Origin of the sequence: Moraxella sp. E33BD, assembly GCF_041807865.1 — a bacterium.
GTDB classification, from domain to species: Bacteria; Pseudomonadota; Gammaproteobacteria; order Pseudomonadales; family Moraxellaceae; genus Moraxella; species Moraxella haemolytica.
On sequence record NZ_JBGTZD010000003.1, the window covers coordinates 172,182 to 189,309 of the forward strand.

Here is a 17,128-nt window from a genome sequence, read left to right on the forward strand (position 1 = left end):
TTGACAAAATTCCGCCAACGCTTACACCAACTAACTTTGCACACCCCTTGTTAATTTATCCACAAAATCTGTGGATAACTTTGTGGAAAAGCAGTAGAAAAAATCATAAAGGCCTTATAAATAAACACTTACAACGCAAAAAAACAATTCACACTTCTTTGGACATGATTTAAAAATATCAAATAAAATCAATAAGTTATAAAATAATTTTTTCTATAAACTTCGCTTTATTTTTTATGTCGTTTTTAGTAAAAATTAACAAAAATGTTCCACGAAAACCATCAATTTCTCTTTGTGAAACCTGTGGATAATTTCATCTTTTTAGCCAAAGCTGTGAAGATAGCACCACTTACCTAGCCAATAATTACCTAAAGCAAAATACCCCAACCTCATTCATCAGCACTCACACCTAGCAACAAAAATAACACACATAAAAGCGAAGCGACAAGTGAAAACTCAATAATGATTATGTTATAATAAGCTGACTTTAAAACACAGATAATTTTAGTTGGATAACAGACAGGTACAACATGAGTAAAGCGAAAGAACCTACCGGTAGCGTGGACGAAAATAAAGAAAAAGCACTCAAAGCAGCACTGGCTCAGATTGAGAAAAGCTTTGGCAAAAACACCATCATGTATCTAGGCGATGAATCTGCCAAAATAGATGTTGATGTCATCTCAACAGGCTCGCTATCACTTGATATCGCCTTAGGTATCGGTGGCTTGCCTAAAGGTAGAATCATTGAGATTTTTGGACCTGAAAGCTCTGGTAAAACCACACTCACCCTACAAACCATCGCCGAATGCCAAAAGCAAGGTGGTACTTGTGCATTCATTGATGCCGAACACGCCCTAGATCCCATTTACGCCCGCAAATTAGGCGTAGACATTGACAAACTTATGGTTTCTCAGCCCGACAACGGTGAGCAAGCCCTTGAAATTGCCGATATGCTCGTGCGTTCAGGTGCGGTAGACATGATTGTCGTGGACTCAGTTGCTGCTCTAACGCCAAAAGCTGAGATTGAAGGCGAAATGGGCGATAGCCATATGGGTCTGCAAGCACGACTGATGAGCCAAGCTTTGCGTAAAATCACAGGTAACGCCAAACGCTCCAACTGTATGGTGATTTTCATTAACCAAATCCGTATGAAAATCGGCGTCATGTTCGGTTCGCCTGAGACCACTACAGGCGGTAATGCTCTAAAATTCTACGCCTCTGTACGCCTAGATATTAGACGAGTTGGGCAAATCAAAGAAGGCGAAGAAATTGTCGGCAACGAAACTCGCGTCAAGGTTATAAAAAACAAGATGGCTCCTCCATTCCGCCAAGCCGACTTCCAAATCATGTATGGCGAAGGCATCAACCATCTGGGCGAAGTTGTTGATTTGGGCGTAGATATCGGTGCTATTGGCAAATCTGGTGCTTGGTACAGCTATGGCGATAACAAAATCGGACAAGGTAAGGCCAATACCGTAAAATATCTTGCTGAAAATTCAGAGCTTGCCCAAGAAATTGAAGCCAAGATTCGTCAAGAAAAAATGAGCAAAGATACCACACCGCCAGATCACGATGCTGACGCTGGCGAACCGCCTGAATTTATTGAAGGCATGGAAGATAAAAACCTATTTTAGGTAGCCATTCTTGACCACCATTAAAACATTAGCGGAAATCCTAGCGGACATAGATGATACCATGCCTGCTAAGACTTCCGCTTTATCGTCAAGCCCCAATATTCAATCGCAGAAAAATACAGACAAATCAGACAGGCTCATTAAATCAGCTTGTACAACCAATCAACCCAAATCTTTATCAAACACAAAAAACAATCCTTCAAACAAACAAACCCACTTCACTAACCCAAAGCCAGACCAAACCAAGCAAAAGTACCATATCACAACCATCATTGCCAATGATACACAACAAATCCTAGATGATGCCACACGGCACGCTCTGCAAGGTGTTGACATCGAACCCATTTATCAAAATGACAAAACCACTAATCATTTGCGTTGGCTTGCCTTTTATTACCTCTCCAAGAGAGAACACTCAAGAGCCGAACTGAGACAAAAACTGCTAGACAAATGGCATGACAGTCAGCAGATTGACGCACTGCTTGATGAATTTAGTGAAAAAGGCTATCAGTCTGATGAACGATTTGCTTTTATGTTAATCCGTGAAAGCGTGCGGCGTGGTCGTGGCAAAAACCATATTTTGCACACCTTAAAAAAAGCCAAACTAACCCTTCCTTACTCTCTTGATGAACTCATACAGATGGCAGATATTCCTAGCATCAATGATGGGACGGTATTAGTAGATGATGACAAGATTGACTGGCTAAGACTTGCTGTGGAAGCCCGCTGTAAAAAATACGGCAACGACCGCCCTATAAGTGCAAAAGACAAAGCCAAACAACTAAGGTTTTTGCAGTATCGTGGTTTTGAGATGGGTGTATGCTTTGATGCATTAAAATATACACTAGACGACCTAGAAGAACTCCGGTTTCGTTAGACACTAATTCAAACAGAAATTTTTTAATTATTGCTAGCTTTTAAAGCAAGTCCATACACCCACTTGTTCAGGAGATGGTTTCGCCACTGCGGCAAGTTTTCTCCAAGGCATATTACTTCCATGAAAATCGCTTCCCACTGATACCATCAACCGATTTTGGGCGATAGCACGGTCAATCATTGCTCGCAAACTAGCAGGTTCATTATTAGGTAACTCACAAGCATCGCCACCAAGCTCTGCAAAATCAGCAATCAAGCGTCTGGTTCGAGTTGCTGATAGTCCATAACGAGTTGGGTGTGCTAGCACCGCCAAGCCGCCACATTCATGAATCAACTTAATGGTTTGAGCCATGCTGATGGTCTCAATCTCCACATAGGCAGATTTTCCGTCTGCCAAATATTTATCAAAAGCCGACTGCACACTGGGCACAAAACCCATTTCATAGAGCACTTGTGCAATGTGAGCTCGACCTACCGCACGTGGATTTTGCCCTGTTTTATCCAACACCGCTTGCCATAACACCTCTTGTAACGACAGAGCATTATCATTACCCGCCAAGATATTAGCAAGTTTTTGAACGATACGCCTACCTCGCTCATGACGACTATCTTGTAATGATTGCAAGGAATCATTCATTCGCCGAACATCATGAAAATCAAGAGCGACCACATGGATAATCTTATCAATCTGCTGATGTGTGCCATAACCACCTAGCAGACAATGCGTACAGCTAATCTCAACACCGTGGATTAGCGTCATACCTAAAGATTGTGCCATCGCCTTTGCTTCCACCACGCCTGCAATGGTGTCGTGATCAGTTAGAGCAAAGGTCGTGATACCTGCCAAGTGTGCTTTTTTAACCAGTTCAGTTGGCGAATTTGTACCATCTGAAGCAGTGCTATGGCTATGCAAATCTATCATTTTCTACCCATAAAAACAAACACCCCATACATAGTACAGGGTGCATTGCCATTAGTCAGTTATTGTAGATTTGCGTTCATTTAGGAACGAACCCACACTCAATGGCTTAACCACTGGACGAGTCGGCGACTGACTTTGTGGTGCCGCTGCTTGTGGTGCTCCTTGACTGCTGATGGCTGCTGTATGACCTGCAGGAGCTGCCTGTGGGTTCGCTGGTTGTACTTTTGGCGATTCATCAACAGTCAGACCTGTAGCAATGACCGTAACATAGATATCATCACCCATCGATTCATCATCGACCGCACCATAGAAGATATTGCCTTCGTCAATATTAGCAATACGACCCACCACTTCAGCCACTTCTGCAGGCTCGCTCATGCCGATATTAGCACCCACGATATTGATGATAACACCTTGTGCATTTTTTAGTAGTAGATCATCAAGTAGTGGTGAACGAATCGCTTTTTCTGCTGCTGCCGCTGCACGACCTTCGCCACTAGCACGACCAATACCCATCATCGCATGACCTTTAGCAGTCATTGCAGTATGCACATCGTTAAAATCAATGTTAATCACACCAGGCTCACGAATGGTACGAGTAATACCATCAACCGCTTGCAACAGAACATCGTTCGCCTTGGCAAAGGCATCTTTCATGGTCAGACCACGATAGACTTGTAATAGTTTTTCGTTAGGCACAGTAATGATAGAGTCCACATACTGCGATAACTGCTCAATACCTTCTTGAGCCAATTTGGCACGCTTACCACCTTCAAATTTAAATGGTGTGGTAACAACAGCAACAGTCAAGATGCCTTTTTCTTTAGCGATACGAGCAATCACAGGAGCTGCACCTGTACCTGTACCACCACCCATGCCTGCAGTGATGAATACCATGTCGTAATCAGATAATAGTGCACGAATTTCTTCTTCGTCGCTTTCTGCTGCTTCACGACCCACCTCAGGGTTTGCACCTGCACCCAAGCCACGAGTCAAATCACTGCCTAGTTGTAGCTTATTCGGCGTGGTTAATTTGTTCAATGCTTGACGATCTGTGTTCGCCGCCACAAAATTAATGCCTGTAACCTGTTGATGCACCATATGCTCAACAGCGTTACCACCACCGCCACCGACACCAAAAACGATAAAGCGTGCTTGTCCATCTGAGCCAAACTGGGCGTCATCTGACATACTGTATTTTGACATAAACCTCACTCCAAAAATCTAAAAACCATCGCCCAAAGGCATTATAATTTATCTTTAAGCCAATTAACCACAGCCTGCCAACCATCGGAAACCTTGTTGGCAAGACCATCATCAACCTTCATTTCTGTATAGCTATCCTTCATGAATTGCTCGCTATTTTGGTATAAGAGCGAGCCTAGCACGCTATGCAGTTTGTTATTTTTTAAGTACTCATTGATGAGTTGAATCTTTTCATCACTCAAGGTTTTTGGGCAGATACTGATATTACTATTGGTCGTCATCATGCGTACAGGCACGCCCCAATACCGCCCCAAAAAGTGTGCCATGCCATCAATCTGACAACCCCCACCCGCCAACACTACGCCCATGCCAAGCATGTTAGACATTGAGCGAGCCTCAAGTGCTTTGTTGATGTGAGTAAAAATATTCTCATAGCGAGCGGTAATAATATTATTTAGGTGGCGTAAGCTAACTGTCGCTTCTCCGCCCGTGCGTCTTTTAACATTAATAAATGATGCTCGTTTTGATGGGTCCAGTATGAGCGTACCTTGTTGACATTTAAGGCTTTCTGACTCTTGAGTGGTTAGCCCAAGCTCCACCGAAATGTCATAAGTTACGGTCTGACCGCCCACATCTAGACACTCAGAAAATATCACCGCCCCATCATAATAGACACAAACTTTAGTTGTTTCTTGACCAATATCAATAAAGCAAACCCCTTGCTTTTTTTCATCTTTGGTCAAGGCGTATTCTGCACTCACCAAACCATCAAATAAAGTATCGCCAATGGCAATGCCTGATGCATCAATCACGCTCGATACCTGATGATGGTAACTGGCTGGCAATGCCATCACATGATTGACCACATCAATTTTATTGGCATACATATTGACAGGATCTTTAACCTCATGCGTACCATCAAGATAAGTAACAATTTGGCACAATTGAAAAATTTCACAACCCTCGGCACGCAATTTATCACGAACCAACTCTTTGGCACGATGCATGTCGCTTTGTCGTACTGTCGTTTGGGTACTTGATGTATTCATCACAACAGTTTGCGTATCATTCATGGAGATCATCAACGGTGTGGATAAAGACAAACACACCTCATGAATCTGCACGCCTGCCATATCACTAGCTTCTTGTAGTGATTTATGTATGGCACTGATGAGATATTCTCGGCGTTCAATTTTGCCAGCAGCGAACGCATCAGTGTTTGCCAAACCCACTGCCGAAATTTTAATTTTCGGATTTTCAGGTGTACCGGTTGCATAGCCTACGACTGTATGAACAGCACTTGAACTTAAATGCAATGCTACCTGTAAGTCTGACATACGAATCTTTACTCACCAATAAACAATCAATTCACCAAGCATTCAAAAAATGAATGCACCTCTTATATTTTAACACCTATAGCAATTTTGTAAAAGAGTAAACTTTATAAAAATTAGTAATTTATTCTGTTTTTGATAAAAATTCTTACAAATAACACAAAATACCCAAAAATTATCCATCATTGCAACGCAACATCTTGATCAAAATCAGACCAACCATCAGATTATCAGACTGTCACTTTTTATGATTCATTCGTTACAGGCTCCACTTTAGTTCGCCAAGCGACCGCAAAGCCATTTTTATATCTTAAATCCACCGACTGCATACTTGGTAGTTCCGATGCCAAACTACTTTTTAGTAGCGATGCCAAACCAAATAGCTTCTGCTCGGTATTTTCATGATCAACAATCACTCTAAGTCCATTATTAAAACGAATCAGCCATGTTTGCCTTGAAGTTAGCGTAACATCTTGAGCAATCAATCCCAAAGGAGAGAACCACTCATTGATTCGCCGCATCTGCTTCATCATATGCTGTGCGTCTTTTGCGTGGGTACTGTATAAATTGACAAGCGACTCATTCATCAATTCACGCTCATCAGCCGGCACAAAAACCTCTCCATTTGCATCAAGCAAATGCTGACTACCAAAGTTTGCTACCGCCCGCCTTGGAATAACAGACACCACCACGCCTTTCTGCCAGTCTCTTTTGACACTAGCACTCCCCACCCATGATAACCCAGACACCACTCGATGAATTTTGGTTAAATTTGCCCCAAAAAACTGCATTTCGCCCAGCGAATGGGTTGCCTCTTGTAAAGACGCTATCTGTGCTTGGGTTAGGTTGTTCATCTCTAACACAAGCGGTCTAGTCGGAGCTTGATTTGCCGCTCGAAAAATAAAAAACACACTCAACGCAAAAACAATGCCACTGAGCAGTAAAATCTGCCAGAGCTTAAGCATTGGGCGTGTTTTAAAGGTTTTGATTCGAGCGTTCATGATTCTACTGCCAAATAGAACTAAAGAAATAGGACAAATTGCATATAGTAGCGTATTTTATCATTATCGCCAAGAAAAATATGGATAAAGCGATGAATTTTTACAACCGGTTACAGTTTCACCCCAAGATATGCCAGCACTTTTTATTTGCTGACACTTTTTGGACGAATAGCACCCAAAAGCCAACAGATTACCCATTGGCTTTTGGGTGCTAGCTAGCATCAAACAGTTAAGGTCTGCTCTAAAATCACTATACACAAATCAGCAAAATCCATACCAACCTCCCTTGCCGCCATGGGTACAAGGCTGTGGTCGGTCATGCCAGGCACAGTATTGATTTCTAACAGATACAATTTGCCATCATCGCCCTTTAAAAAGTCCACACGAGCCCAACCACAACCACCTATCGCCTCAAAAGCACGCTTAGCCAACTCGCCCATTTGCTGTTCTTGCTTGGCGGTTAGATCTGACGGACATTGATAGACGGTGTCATCTCTTAAATACTTGGCTTCATAATCATAAAACTTGTTCTTTGGAATGATACGAATACTTGGTAAAGCGGTGTCGCCTAGCAATGCCAAAGCATACTCACCACCTGTAATGGCTTTTTCTGCCAAAATCTCGCCATGATATTGTTTCAAAGTTGGATATATCTTAGCAAGCTCACCTGCCTTTTCAATCATCACCACCCCCACGCTTGACCCTTCACTGGCAGGCTTAACAAAGAGCGGTAAGCCAAAGTCTGTCTCCACCGCCAAAAAATCACTGTCATCTTTTAGCACCACATATGGCAAATTTGGCAAACCTAGCGACTGCCAAACAAGACGACAACGAAATTTATCCATCGCAATGGCAGACGCCAACACCCCACAACCTGTATAAGGAATGCCAAAGCCATCTAGCACACCCTGCAGACTACCATCTTCGCCAAAAGTACCATGCAAAATATTAAACACACGGTCATAGTCACGCAGTTTGGAGATATCCATCTCTTTGGGGTCAAAGTGATGAGCATCTACGCCTTTTGATTGCAAGGCATCAAGTACCGCCTTGCCACTTTTTAAGGAGACTTCTCGCTCGCTACTGCTACCACCGCATACAACGGCGACTTTGCCAAATTTTGTTACATTGTTCATAAAAATTTAACCTTAATTAAAATTAAAAGCCACGCTTTTGTTTATATTCTTGCAACAATTTATCCATTTCTGGTTTAAATTGTTTAATATAATTATCCGCAACCCTCGCACCGCTTGGGTGTGGAAAACAAACGGTTTTACAATTTTCAAAGTTTTGGAAAAATACTTTAAATCCGCCACTTTCTTTTTGTACCATTTTTCTTTGACCAATTTCATTACCGACAACTTTAATGAATTTTTCATAATTGTCTTGGTGGTTAATAAAATCTGTTAATTCACGCCCCATAAATAATACTAAACTTGGTTGTAAAACTTCAAAATGAGTAATTAGATAATCAAAATTATCGGCAATTTTATTATAATCTTCAACACTTTTATTTGCAGTTGGAGAAATATTGGTTTGCATTATAGACTTTTCAAAATTTCCGCCCAGATTTTCCCTATCTAACGAATGACCCCAAAATTCAAACCATTTAGCGATAGTATTATCATATCTATATTTGTTAAAATTAAAGAAATTATTGCCTAAAAATGGGGTTTTATTGGCAAAAGTAAAAGTTGTGGAATTTTTTCTTTGCCAAATTTCGTCATCAGTTAAACCAGCAAATTGCTCATTAGAGTTTATTCCGTGCTCATAACCACAAATCAACAAACCATTTTTATCATTCAATCCTTTAAAAATTGAATTAGCAAGATTAAGATTATCATAAATGGACATTACATTTCTCCACAATACAAATCATCAAAATCATCAGCAAAAACCACTTTACCTTTTAATGTGCCTGCGGTGCGTTTTTTGGTTGGTTTGTCATTATTCTCCAAACCTTGATTATCCAAAAACTCTTGATTTTCTTTATGCCAAGTTTGCCAACCTTCATAAAACTTTTCAGTAGCGGTCATTTCATCAGTAATATGCTGTTCTTTAAACACATTTATCCAATCCACCAATTCTTGTTGCAAATTGATTGGTAAAGACTGAATATACGCCACCGCTTGATTGGTATTTTGAATTGGCTGTGTTTGCATATTTGCCCCCTATAAATACAAATTATTATCCCGAAGCTCCAAACAAATCTGCCCCACATTGCCCGCCCCTTGCGTGATAAGCAAATCATTGGCATGCAGAGTAACTTTTAGCACTTGAGCGATTTGCTCTTTATCAGCAACGCTTAGGACAATCGGCTCAACCTGTCCACGCTCACGCAAGGAGCGAGCCAAATCATCGCTTGTCGCCCCCTTAATCGGCTCTTCGCCAGCACTGTACACATCAAGCAAAATCAGTTTATCCACCTGCGATAAGACATTGACAAACTCACTAAAACAATCTCGTGTACGACTATAGCGGTGCGGTTGAAACATCATCACCAAACGGCGGTCGGGATAACTTTGGCGAGCCGCTTTAATGGTTGCTTGCACTTCGGCAGGATGATGGCCGTAGTCATCAATAAGCAAAACATCGCCCTCTTCATAACTTACCTTAGCCTGCTGTTCAAAACGCCGTCCCACGCCTGCAAATTTGCCCACCGCACGCACAATCGCTTCATCATCTACACCTTCATCAGTCGCAAGCGTGATTGCTCCCAACGCATTTAGCACATTGTGTTCGCCAGGAATATTTAGGGTTAAACGAAGTGGCTTTCGGTCTTTACGCAGTACCGTAAAATGCGTGCAAGTGCCATCCACCAACAAATCCACCGCTTGCACATCATTATGCTCTTGAAAACCAAAGGTCAATACAGGGCGAGCAATGTCATCAATCATGCCATACAGCTCTTTATCATCGCCACATACCACCGCCAAGCCATAAAAGGGCATATTGTGCAAAAACTGAATATAGGCCTGCTTTAATTTCTCAAAGCTGCCATCATAGGTATCCATATGGTCTTCGTCAATATTGGTAACGATACATGCCATCGGTCGCAAACTCAAAAAAGACGCATCAGACTCATCCGCTTCTGCCACAAGGTAACGACTACTACCCAAAGACGCATTCTTACCAGAAGCATTTAATTTGCCACCAATCACATAGGTCGGATCAAGCCCAGCTTCGGTCAGCATCATGGTGAGCAGACTGGTGGTCGTGGTCTTGCCATGTGCTCCAGCGACTGCGATGCTATGGCGATATCTCATCAGTTCGCCAAGCATATCAGCACGGCGAACTACAGGCAAGCGAGCTTGCAAAGCCGTTTGAATCTCAGGATTGGTTTTGTCAATGGCAGATGACACCACAAGCACATCGGCATTTTTGATATTTGATGAATCATGTCCGATAAAAACCGCAATGCCCAAACTCTCCAATCGCTTGGTAACAACACTTTCTTTGATGTCTGAGCCTGTAACCGTATAGCCCTGATTGGCAAGCACTTCAGCAATCCCACACATACCCGCCCCACCAATGCCAACAAAGTGGATAGTGTTAATCCGTCTCATCTCAGGTATTTCAATCAGTTGCTTAGGTAGAGTCTTGACATTAGTTGAATTTGGCATAATTTTTCTCTTTTTGGCTATCAAATAAGGTTGGTCAGTCATTTTATCTTGATAATTTTATTTAGACAAATTTAATTTATTTAAACGAATTTAAACAATCATCTGAGCAGGTTTACAATAGCCACATATATTTAAAATTGTTCAAAAAGCAAGAATGGTCCATTTATTCAAATATGACGATTTAATAAAGGGCAAGTTACACCCCATCAAGCTCATCTAATGGCGTATTTATCTGCAATCTAAGTTTTTAAAATCAAAACCGATAAGTATAAACCGCATGATTGATAATCCGACCATTGACATTTTCATTATTGGCGATAATACCACAAAACTCAAATCCCAATCGCTCAGCGACTTTTCGGCTTGGGGTGTTATGCTCACCTGCTTTGATATCCACCACAGCCATACCATAAATATTTTTAGCAATATCCATCATCGCACGCACTGCAAGAGTCATCACGCCACGCCCTTGATAATCTTGGTGTAGCCAATAGCCAATTTCTGCTTTTTTAAGATGATGATAAATATTATTTAAACTCACCGCCCCAATAATCTTATTATCATGGATAATATGGGTATGAATAGCCTTGTCATCAGCATACTGATGCAAGGCAAATTTAACAAATTCACCATAACTATTTTCGCTAAAATGATTCGCCCAAGGTAGCCATTTTCCCAAATATTCTTTTTGAGCATTGACAATATCAGCCATCTGACTAGCAAATGATGAATGCACCAAGGTTAGGCTTAATTCGTCATCAATTTCATAATAAAACATTTTATTAGTCTCTTAAAATTAACCAGATTATTCTTTAATCACACGCTCCACAATATCCGCCACTTGTTTGGTGGTGTCCGCCTTAGCAAAAGCTCGGGCGTTATTTGCCATATCTAGGCATTGCTTACGGTCAAGACTACCCAAAATCTTTGCCAATCTTTCGCCTGATAGTTCATTTTGAGGCAATAAAATCCCTGCTCCATTATCGGTCAAGGTTTTGGCATTAAAAGTTTGATGGTCATCAACCGCAGTTGGCAAGGGAATAAAAATGGGTGCAATGCCCACACTGGCAATCTCACTCACTGTCAATGCTCCAGCACGACAAACAATCACATCCGCCCACGCATAAGCCGCTGCCATGTCATCAATGAATGGCAATACCTCAAAGACATGAATACTGGTATCAATCCCTGCTTGTGAATAAGCAATTAACATATCGTCATGATGGTCCTTACCACATTGATGTTTGATGGTTAAAGGCTTATCAGATAACTTTAACAATGCCACCACCGCATCATTAATCGCCTTCGCTCCCAGTGAGCCACCCACAACCAGCACTTTTAGCGAAGAGACATCACTTACATCATAGCGTAAGTGCGGTGGTGCCACCTGAGTAATATCAGCACGCACAGGATTGCCCACCGTTATCAATCTCTCGCCAAAACCACCATTGAACGCCCCATCAAAAGCCTGTAGCACTTTATCGGCATAGCGAGCCAGGTTCTTATTGCTCATACCAACAATGGCATTTTGTTCATGGATGATGAGTGGTTTTTTGGCGATTTTTGCTGCCAGACCGCCAGGTGCAGTAACATAGCCACCAAAGCCCATCACCACATCGATGTGGTGCGTCTCAATAACTTTTTTGGCATTCATCACTGCCTTAAAGAGCATCAATGGCAACTTGACCAAACGAGCAATCCCTTTGCCACGCAGACCTTGCATCTGCACATGATGCATCTGATAGGCATGCTTTGCCACCAACTCGTTTTCCATGCCTGTAGGCGTACCCAACCAATGTATCGTTGCACCCCGTTTGGCAAGCTCGTCTGCCACCGCCAATGCAGGAAAAATATGTCCGCCTGTGCCTGCTGCCATCATCAAAATATTCATAAGCATTCAATCTTTTTAAGTTCTAATATACAGAAGATAATACCTCTAGGTTAATTTGGTATTTTGAAACAAAATGTCAATAAATACAAGAAAAATTTATACGCCTTACAATTTTTCATCAAATATGTATCATTAAGACAGCTTCCCCACCAAATCACCAAAATGATACCAATATCGACCTCATCTTATCCTAATATCCGTCATTGCAAAAATCAATAAACAAAACTGCACAAATGTCATTAAAAAAGAGCGAATGACCGCCCTTTTAGAAACAAATCAGCCAATTTTATTAGCCAACCAAACTCTCAATAAACGACACAAAATCCACCGCAATCTGCGTCCCACATTGATCATCTATCTCACGCACGCAAGTTGGGCTGGTTACATTAATTTCGGTGATAAACCCACCAATGACATCAAGCCCCACAAAGTACAAACCCTTTTTCAAAAGAATGGGGGCGACTTCATTGGCAAGTGCTCGTTCACGCTCGGTTAGCGGCATCGCTACGCCAGTTCCGCCTGCTGCCAAGTTACCCCGAGTCTCACCTGTCATTGGAATGCGTGCCAAGCAGTAATCCACCACCTTGCCACCAACAATCAAAATGCGTTTATCACCCTCTGTAATGGCAGGAATGAACTTTTGTGCCATGATTGGCAAGCTCTCATTTTGTGTCAATAACTCCAAAGTCGCCCCAATGTTAGGACTATCCGTCATCAAACGAAAAATCCCCATGCCCCCCATGCCATCAAGTGGCTTAACAATCACATCATGATGTGTTTTAATAAACTCACGAAGATGTGATTGTTTTTGACTGACGACCGTTGGCGTCATCAGGTGAGGAAACTGAGTGGCAAAAAGTTTTTCATTGCACTCTTTAACACTTGTTGGATCGTTAACCACCAACACCCCTGCTCGTTTGGCAAAATCCAACAAATACAACGCATACAAAAATCTCATATCAAAAGGCGGATCTTTACGCATTAAAATCACATCAAAATCAGTCTCTTTGACGGTGTTTTTATCGCCCAGTTCATAAAAGTTGTCAGGGTTTTTAAAAACTTGTAATGATTGACAATCAATCATCAATTCGCCATTATTGAGCCATAAATCACCAATTTGACAATAATTTAAAGAATGATTTTTATCGCTAATCGCCCACGCCATTGCAAGGGTAGAGTCTTTTTTGTAGTTAATGGAAGCGATGTCATCCATAATAACCAAAAAATTTAATGTTTTCATCAATTACACCCCATATTCTTGGCGGTAGGCTTGCATTTTCACCAAGCACTCACTTTCGCCCTTATCTTGCAAAAATGCAATAATATCATCAATATCCACTAAAGAAAACACAGGTACACCAAAGTCATCTTTAATCTGCTGTACCGCCGAACGCCTATCCTGACCACATTCTTTACGGTCAAGTGCGATAACAATCCCAGCAAGGCTCGCTCCTGCATTCTTTAAAATCTCAACCACTTCTCTCACCGCTGTTCCTGCAGTCATCACATCATCTATGACCCACACCGCCTTACCAGACAAATCTGCCCCAACAAGATTTCCTCCCTCACCATGGGTTTTGGCTTCTTTGCGATTATAACCCCAATCAACATCAATACCATGCGAACGCCACAGCGTTTGTGCTGTCGTTGCCACAAAAGGAATACCCTTATATGCCGCCCCAAAAATTGTGGGGTTCTTGTCCTTTAGTTCATTTGCCAAGATACTAGCATAACCATTTGATAGCATGTCCAACGCCTTACCATTTGATAACAGACCTGCATTAAAAAAATAGGGACTAACCCGTCCTGATTTTAGGATAAACTCACCAAACTTTAAGACACCGCAATCAAGCAAAAGCTGAATAAACTCATTTTTATCAAACATAAAAACTCCAAAAATCTAAATCCAAGAACATTGTACCTTGTTTTGGGTTATTTTACCCTAATTTTGCCAAATTTATACAATAAAAAACGCACCAACATGGGTGCGTTTTTTATTGTATGGCATAAACCAAAGATTAGCCTTGAGCTGCAGCTTGAGCTGCAGCAACTTCAGCAGCAAAGTCTTCTTGCTTTTTCTCAATGCCTTCGCCAACTTCTAGACGCTTAAAGCTAATGACGGTTGCATTCTCAGCTTTTAACACATCACCAACTTTCTTATCATTATCAATAACATAAGGCTGATTAAGCAAAGTAACTTCATTTAGGTACTTTTGAACACCACCGGTAATCATTTTTTCAATTACCGCTTCTGGTTTACCTGATTCTTTCGCTTTAGCTTCAATGATATCTTTTTCACGAGCCAAAATGTCAGCAGGCACACCTTCTTCATTAACTGCTAATGGGTTAAAGGCAGCAACTTGCATGGCAACAGCTTTACCAAGCTCTTCTGAACCACCTTCATAAGAAACAACAACACCAATACGCAGACCGTGACGGTAAGCAGCTAGGTTTGCACCTTCAATAACTTCGGCACGACGAATTTGGATATTTTCACCAATTTTTTGTACCAAAGCCACACGAGCCTCTTCTACACTAACACCAGCTTCGTACTCTAAACCAGAAATGGTTTCTACATCTGTAGTGTTGTTTGCCAAGGCTAATTCAGCAACTTTATTAGCAAATGCGGTAAAGCTTTCGTCTTTCGCAACGAAATCAGTTTGGCAGTTTACTTCTAGCAACAATGCTTTGCCAGTAGTTTGTGCAATGATGATAGCTCCATCAGCAGCGATATTACCTGCTTTTTTGGCAGCCTTAGCTTGACCTGATTTGCGTAGGTTGTCAATAGCAAGTTCGATATCGCCACCTGCTTCTTCTAGGGCTTTTTTACATTCCATCATGCCCAAGCCAGTACGCTCACGCAATTCTTTAACCAGTGATGCAGAAATTTGAGTCATGGTAATTACCTTTTTACAATTCAATTAAAATAGCAACAATCACAGTGATTGTGGGCAAATTTATCAAAAAAGGCGTGAACGATACTACAGACATTCACGCCTTTACAATAATCTTTAGTGATTATTCAGCTTGCTCGGCGTTGGCTTCTTGAGCTTGCTCACCGCCCTTGCCTTGGGTTTTGGCATACTCTTTGCCAGCAATGATAGAGTCCGCCATTGCAGTTGCGTATAGGCTTACTGCACGGATAGCATCGTCATTTGCTGCGATGACATAGTCAACATTGTCAGGATTAGAGTTAGTATCAACGATACCGATGACTGGAATACCAAGATTTTTTGCTTCTTTGATGGCAATGGCTTCATGGTCCACATCAATAACAAACAATGCGTCAGGTAGCCCACCCATCTCTTTGATGCCGCCTAATGCACGCTCCAGCTTCTCCATATCACGAGTACGCTCAAGTGCTTCACGCTTAGTCAGTTTAGCGAAAGTGCCATCTTCAGCCTGCTTTTCAAGCTCTTTTAGGCGAGTGATAGACTGACGAATGGTTTTCCAGTTAGTTAGAGTACCACCTAACCAACGATGATCAATGTATGGCATACCAGCACGCTGTGCTTGCTCACGAATAACACCACTTGCCGCACGCTTAGTACCAACAAATAGAATCTTATTGCGATTAGCAGCTTGTTGGTTAGCAAAGTTCAATGCCTCATTGAACTGCTTAACAGTATGTTCAAGATTGATGATGTGAATGCCGTTGCGAGCACCAAAAATGTATTGATTCATTTTTGGGTTCCAGTAACGAGTTTGGTGACCAAAGTGAGCACCAGCTTCTAGCAAATCACGCATTGAAACTTGAGTAGAATTTGACATGTTAAATCCTTAAAAAAGATTGGGTTACGCCTCCACGAAAGTAAAATACCGAATCTATGTGCACGCATTCACTAATACTAGCAAATTAATCAAGCCCATAAACACCCCGATATTTCATGCTTAAAAGCAACCTTCGTGTGTGTATTGTTGAAATAAATTATCTATCTAAAAATAGACGAATAATTATAACAAATAATATATATTAAATCAATGCTTTAATCTTAAGGCATTACAGATAAAGACTTGCACCCTGCCGGACTATATTCTGCATCAACATCAGTAGCACAACTCCAAACACCTTTATTATCACGCGTCCAAATGATTTTTTTGTTATGTAGCATGCTTGCAGCATCCTGACCTAGAACAGCTTCAATTTTTGATGTATCGCTCAAACTTACCGTCAATCCCGACTGCCCTGTTTGAGCATGAGTATCGCCACCAGCAGAGGTCATGCCACTATCCGCAATCAAGTTGCTTTTTGTCCAACCCAATTGACATTCACTACCTTTACTACCCTGCAATAGGCAGATATCCACCGAACTTCGCAGCTGGCTAATTTCCATTGTAACACGACTTACTTGTGCAACAGCAATGCGACTTTGAAACTGAGGAATTGCGAACATTGCCAGCACACCAATAATCACAATAACAATCAATAATTCAATTAAGGTAAATCCTTTTTGATTAATCATACTTCACTCTCATGAATATAAAATAATGACATTATCTTAACTTCGAACCCATAAGTCAACCCCCCCAAACATAAACCCCCCACATCTTCCAATGTGAGGGGTTTGAAATAAGATGCTGACGATGACCTACTCTCACATGGGCGAACCACACTACCATCGGTGCTAAGACGTTTCACTT

17 protein-coding genes are annotated in these 17,128 nt (G+C 41.5%); 2 read left to right on the top strand and 15 right to left on the bottom strand.

What is annotated here, in order from left to right; translation table 11 throughout:
- Positions 1-560: 560 nt before the first annotated feature.
- Together recA and ACERC6_RS02885 are read left to right on the top strand one after the other, a co-directional pair.
- Positions 561-1,634 (top strand): recombinase RecA, encoded by a 1,074-nt coding sequence (gene recA / locus ACERC6_RS02880; RefSeq protein WP_284674617.1) that lies wholly within the window; start codon positions 561-563, stop codon positions 1,632-1,634.
- Between the two features lie 10 nt (positions 1,635-1,644).
- Positions 1,645-2,511, top strand: coding sequence for a regulatory protein RecX (locus ACERC6_RS02885; protein ID WP_373627626.1), 867 nt, complete (start codon positions 1,645-1,647; stop codon positions 2,509-2,511).
- A 33-nt stretch (positions 2,512-2,544) separates the two neighbouring features.
- Here ACERC6_RS02885 and ACERC6_RS02890 read toward each other — a convergent pair whose 3' ends face one another.
- The 15 genes from ACERC6_RS02890 to ACERC6_RS02960 form a co-directional block, all read right to left on the bottom strand.
- The gene (locus tag ACERC6_RS02890; RefSeq protein ID WP_284673254.1) at positions 2,545-3,432 is read right to left on the bottom strand and encodes a PHP domain-containing protein; all 888 of its coding nucleotides are present in this window, start codon (positions 3,430-3,432) and stop codon (positions 2,545-2,547) included.
- A 51-nt stretch (positions 3,433-3,483) separates the two neighbouring features.
- Positions 3,484-4,638 carry a cell division protein FtsZ gene (gene ftsZ / locus ACERC6_RS02895; RefSeq protein WP_284673255.1) on the bottom strand — a complete coding sequence of 385 codons (1,155 nt, stop codon included), beginning with the start codon at positions 4,636-4,638 and terminating at the stop codon, positions 3,484-3,486.
- Positions 4,639-4,679: 41 nt separating this feature from the next.
- The gene (gene ftsA, locus ACERC6_RS02900; RefSeq protein WP_373627625.1) at positions 4,680-5,975 is read right to left on the bottom strand and encodes a cell division protein FtsA; all 1,296 of its coding nucleotides are present in this window, start codon (positions 5,973-5,975) and stop codon (positions 4,680-4,682) included.
- A 242-nt stretch (positions 5,976-6,217) separates the two neighbouring features.
- Positions 6,218-6,973: a cell division protein FtsQ/DivIB gene (locus ACERC6_RS02905; protein ID WP_284673257.1), complete on the bottom strand. Its 756-nt coding sequence runs from the start codon at positions 6,971-6,973 to the stop codon at positions 6,218-6,220.
- Between the two features lie 221 nt (positions 6,974-7,194).
- On the bottom strand, positions 7,195-8,109 hold the full coding sequence (locus ACERC6_RS02910; protein ID WP_373627624.1) for a D-alanine--D-alanine ligase: 915 nt from the start codon (positions 8,107-8,109) through the stop codon (positions 7,195-7,197).
- A gap of 22 nt (positions 8,110-8,131) precedes the next feature.
- A complete protein-coding gene (locus ACERC6_RS02915; protein WP_373627623.1) occupies positions 8,132-8,827 on the bottom strand; it encodes a hypothetical protein in 696 nt (231 codons plus the stop codon).
- Positions 8,827-9,135: a hypothetical protein gene (locus ACERC6_RS02920; RefSeq protein WP_373627621.1), complete on the bottom strand. Its 309-nt coding sequence runs from the start codon at positions 9,133-9,135 to the stop codon at positions 8,827-8,829. Before ACERC6_RS02920 ends, ACERC6_RS02915 begins: the two co-directional genes overlap by 1 nt.
- 9 nt (positions 9,136-9,144) lie before the next feature.
- Complete coding sequence (gene murC, locus ACERC6_RS02925) at positions 9,145-10,596, bottom strand: UDP-N-acetylmuramate--L-alanine ligase (protein ID WP_284673259.1); 1,452 nt, start codon at positions 10,594-10,596, stop codon at positions 9,145-9,147.
- 253 nt (positions 10,597-10,849) lie between these two features.
- Complete coding sequence (locus ACERC6_RS02930; RefSeq protein WP_373627619.1) at positions 10,850-11,374, bottom strand: GNAT family N-acetyltransferase; 525 nt, start codon at positions 11,372-11,374, stop codon at positions 10,850-10,852.
- Between the two features lie 27 nt (positions 11,375-11,401).
- Positions 11,402-12,487 (bottom strand): undecaprenyldiphospho-muramoylpentapeptide beta-N-acetylglucosaminyltransferase, encoded by a 1,086-nt coding sequence (gene murG / locus ACERC6_RS02935; RefSeq protein WP_373627618.1) that lies wholly within the window; start codon positions 12,485-12,487, stop codon positions 11,402-11,404.
- Positions 12,488-12,776: 289 nt separating this feature from the next.
- Complete coding sequence (gene gshB / locus ACERC6_RS02940; RefSeq protein WP_373627616.1) at positions 12,777-13,727, bottom strand: glutathione synthase; 951 nt, start codon at positions 13,725-13,727, stop codon at positions 12,777-12,779.
- A 3-nt stretch (positions 13,728-13,730) separates the two neighbouring features.
- Positions 13,731-14,372, bottom strand: a complete 642-nt coding sequence (gene pyrE / locus ACERC6_RS02945) for an orotate phosphoribosyltransferase (RefSeq protein ID WP_373627614.1) — start codon at positions 14,370-14,372, stop codon at positions 13,731-13,733.
- Between the two features lie 133 nt (positions 14,373-14,505).
- Positions 14,506-15,384 (bottom strand): translation elongation factor Ts, encoded by an 879-nt coding sequence (tsf, locus tag ACERC6_RS02950; protein WP_373627613.1) that lies wholly within the window; start codon positions 15,382-15,384, stop codon positions 14,506-14,508.
- Positions 15,385-15,505: 121 nt separating this feature from the next.
- Complete coding sequence (gene rpsB, locus ACERC6_RS02955; protein ID WP_284673265.1) at positions 15,506-16,258, bottom strand: 30S ribosomal protein S2; 753 nt, start codon at positions 16,256-16,258, stop codon at positions 15,506-15,508.
- 221 nt (positions 16,259-16,479) lie between these two features.
- Positions 16,480-16,950, bottom strand: a complete 471-nt coding sequence (locus ACERC6_RS02960) for a pilin (RefSeq protein ID WP_284673266.1) — start codon at positions 16,948-16,950, stop codon at positions 16,480-16,482.
- Positions 16,951-17,128: the final 178 nt, after the last annotated feature.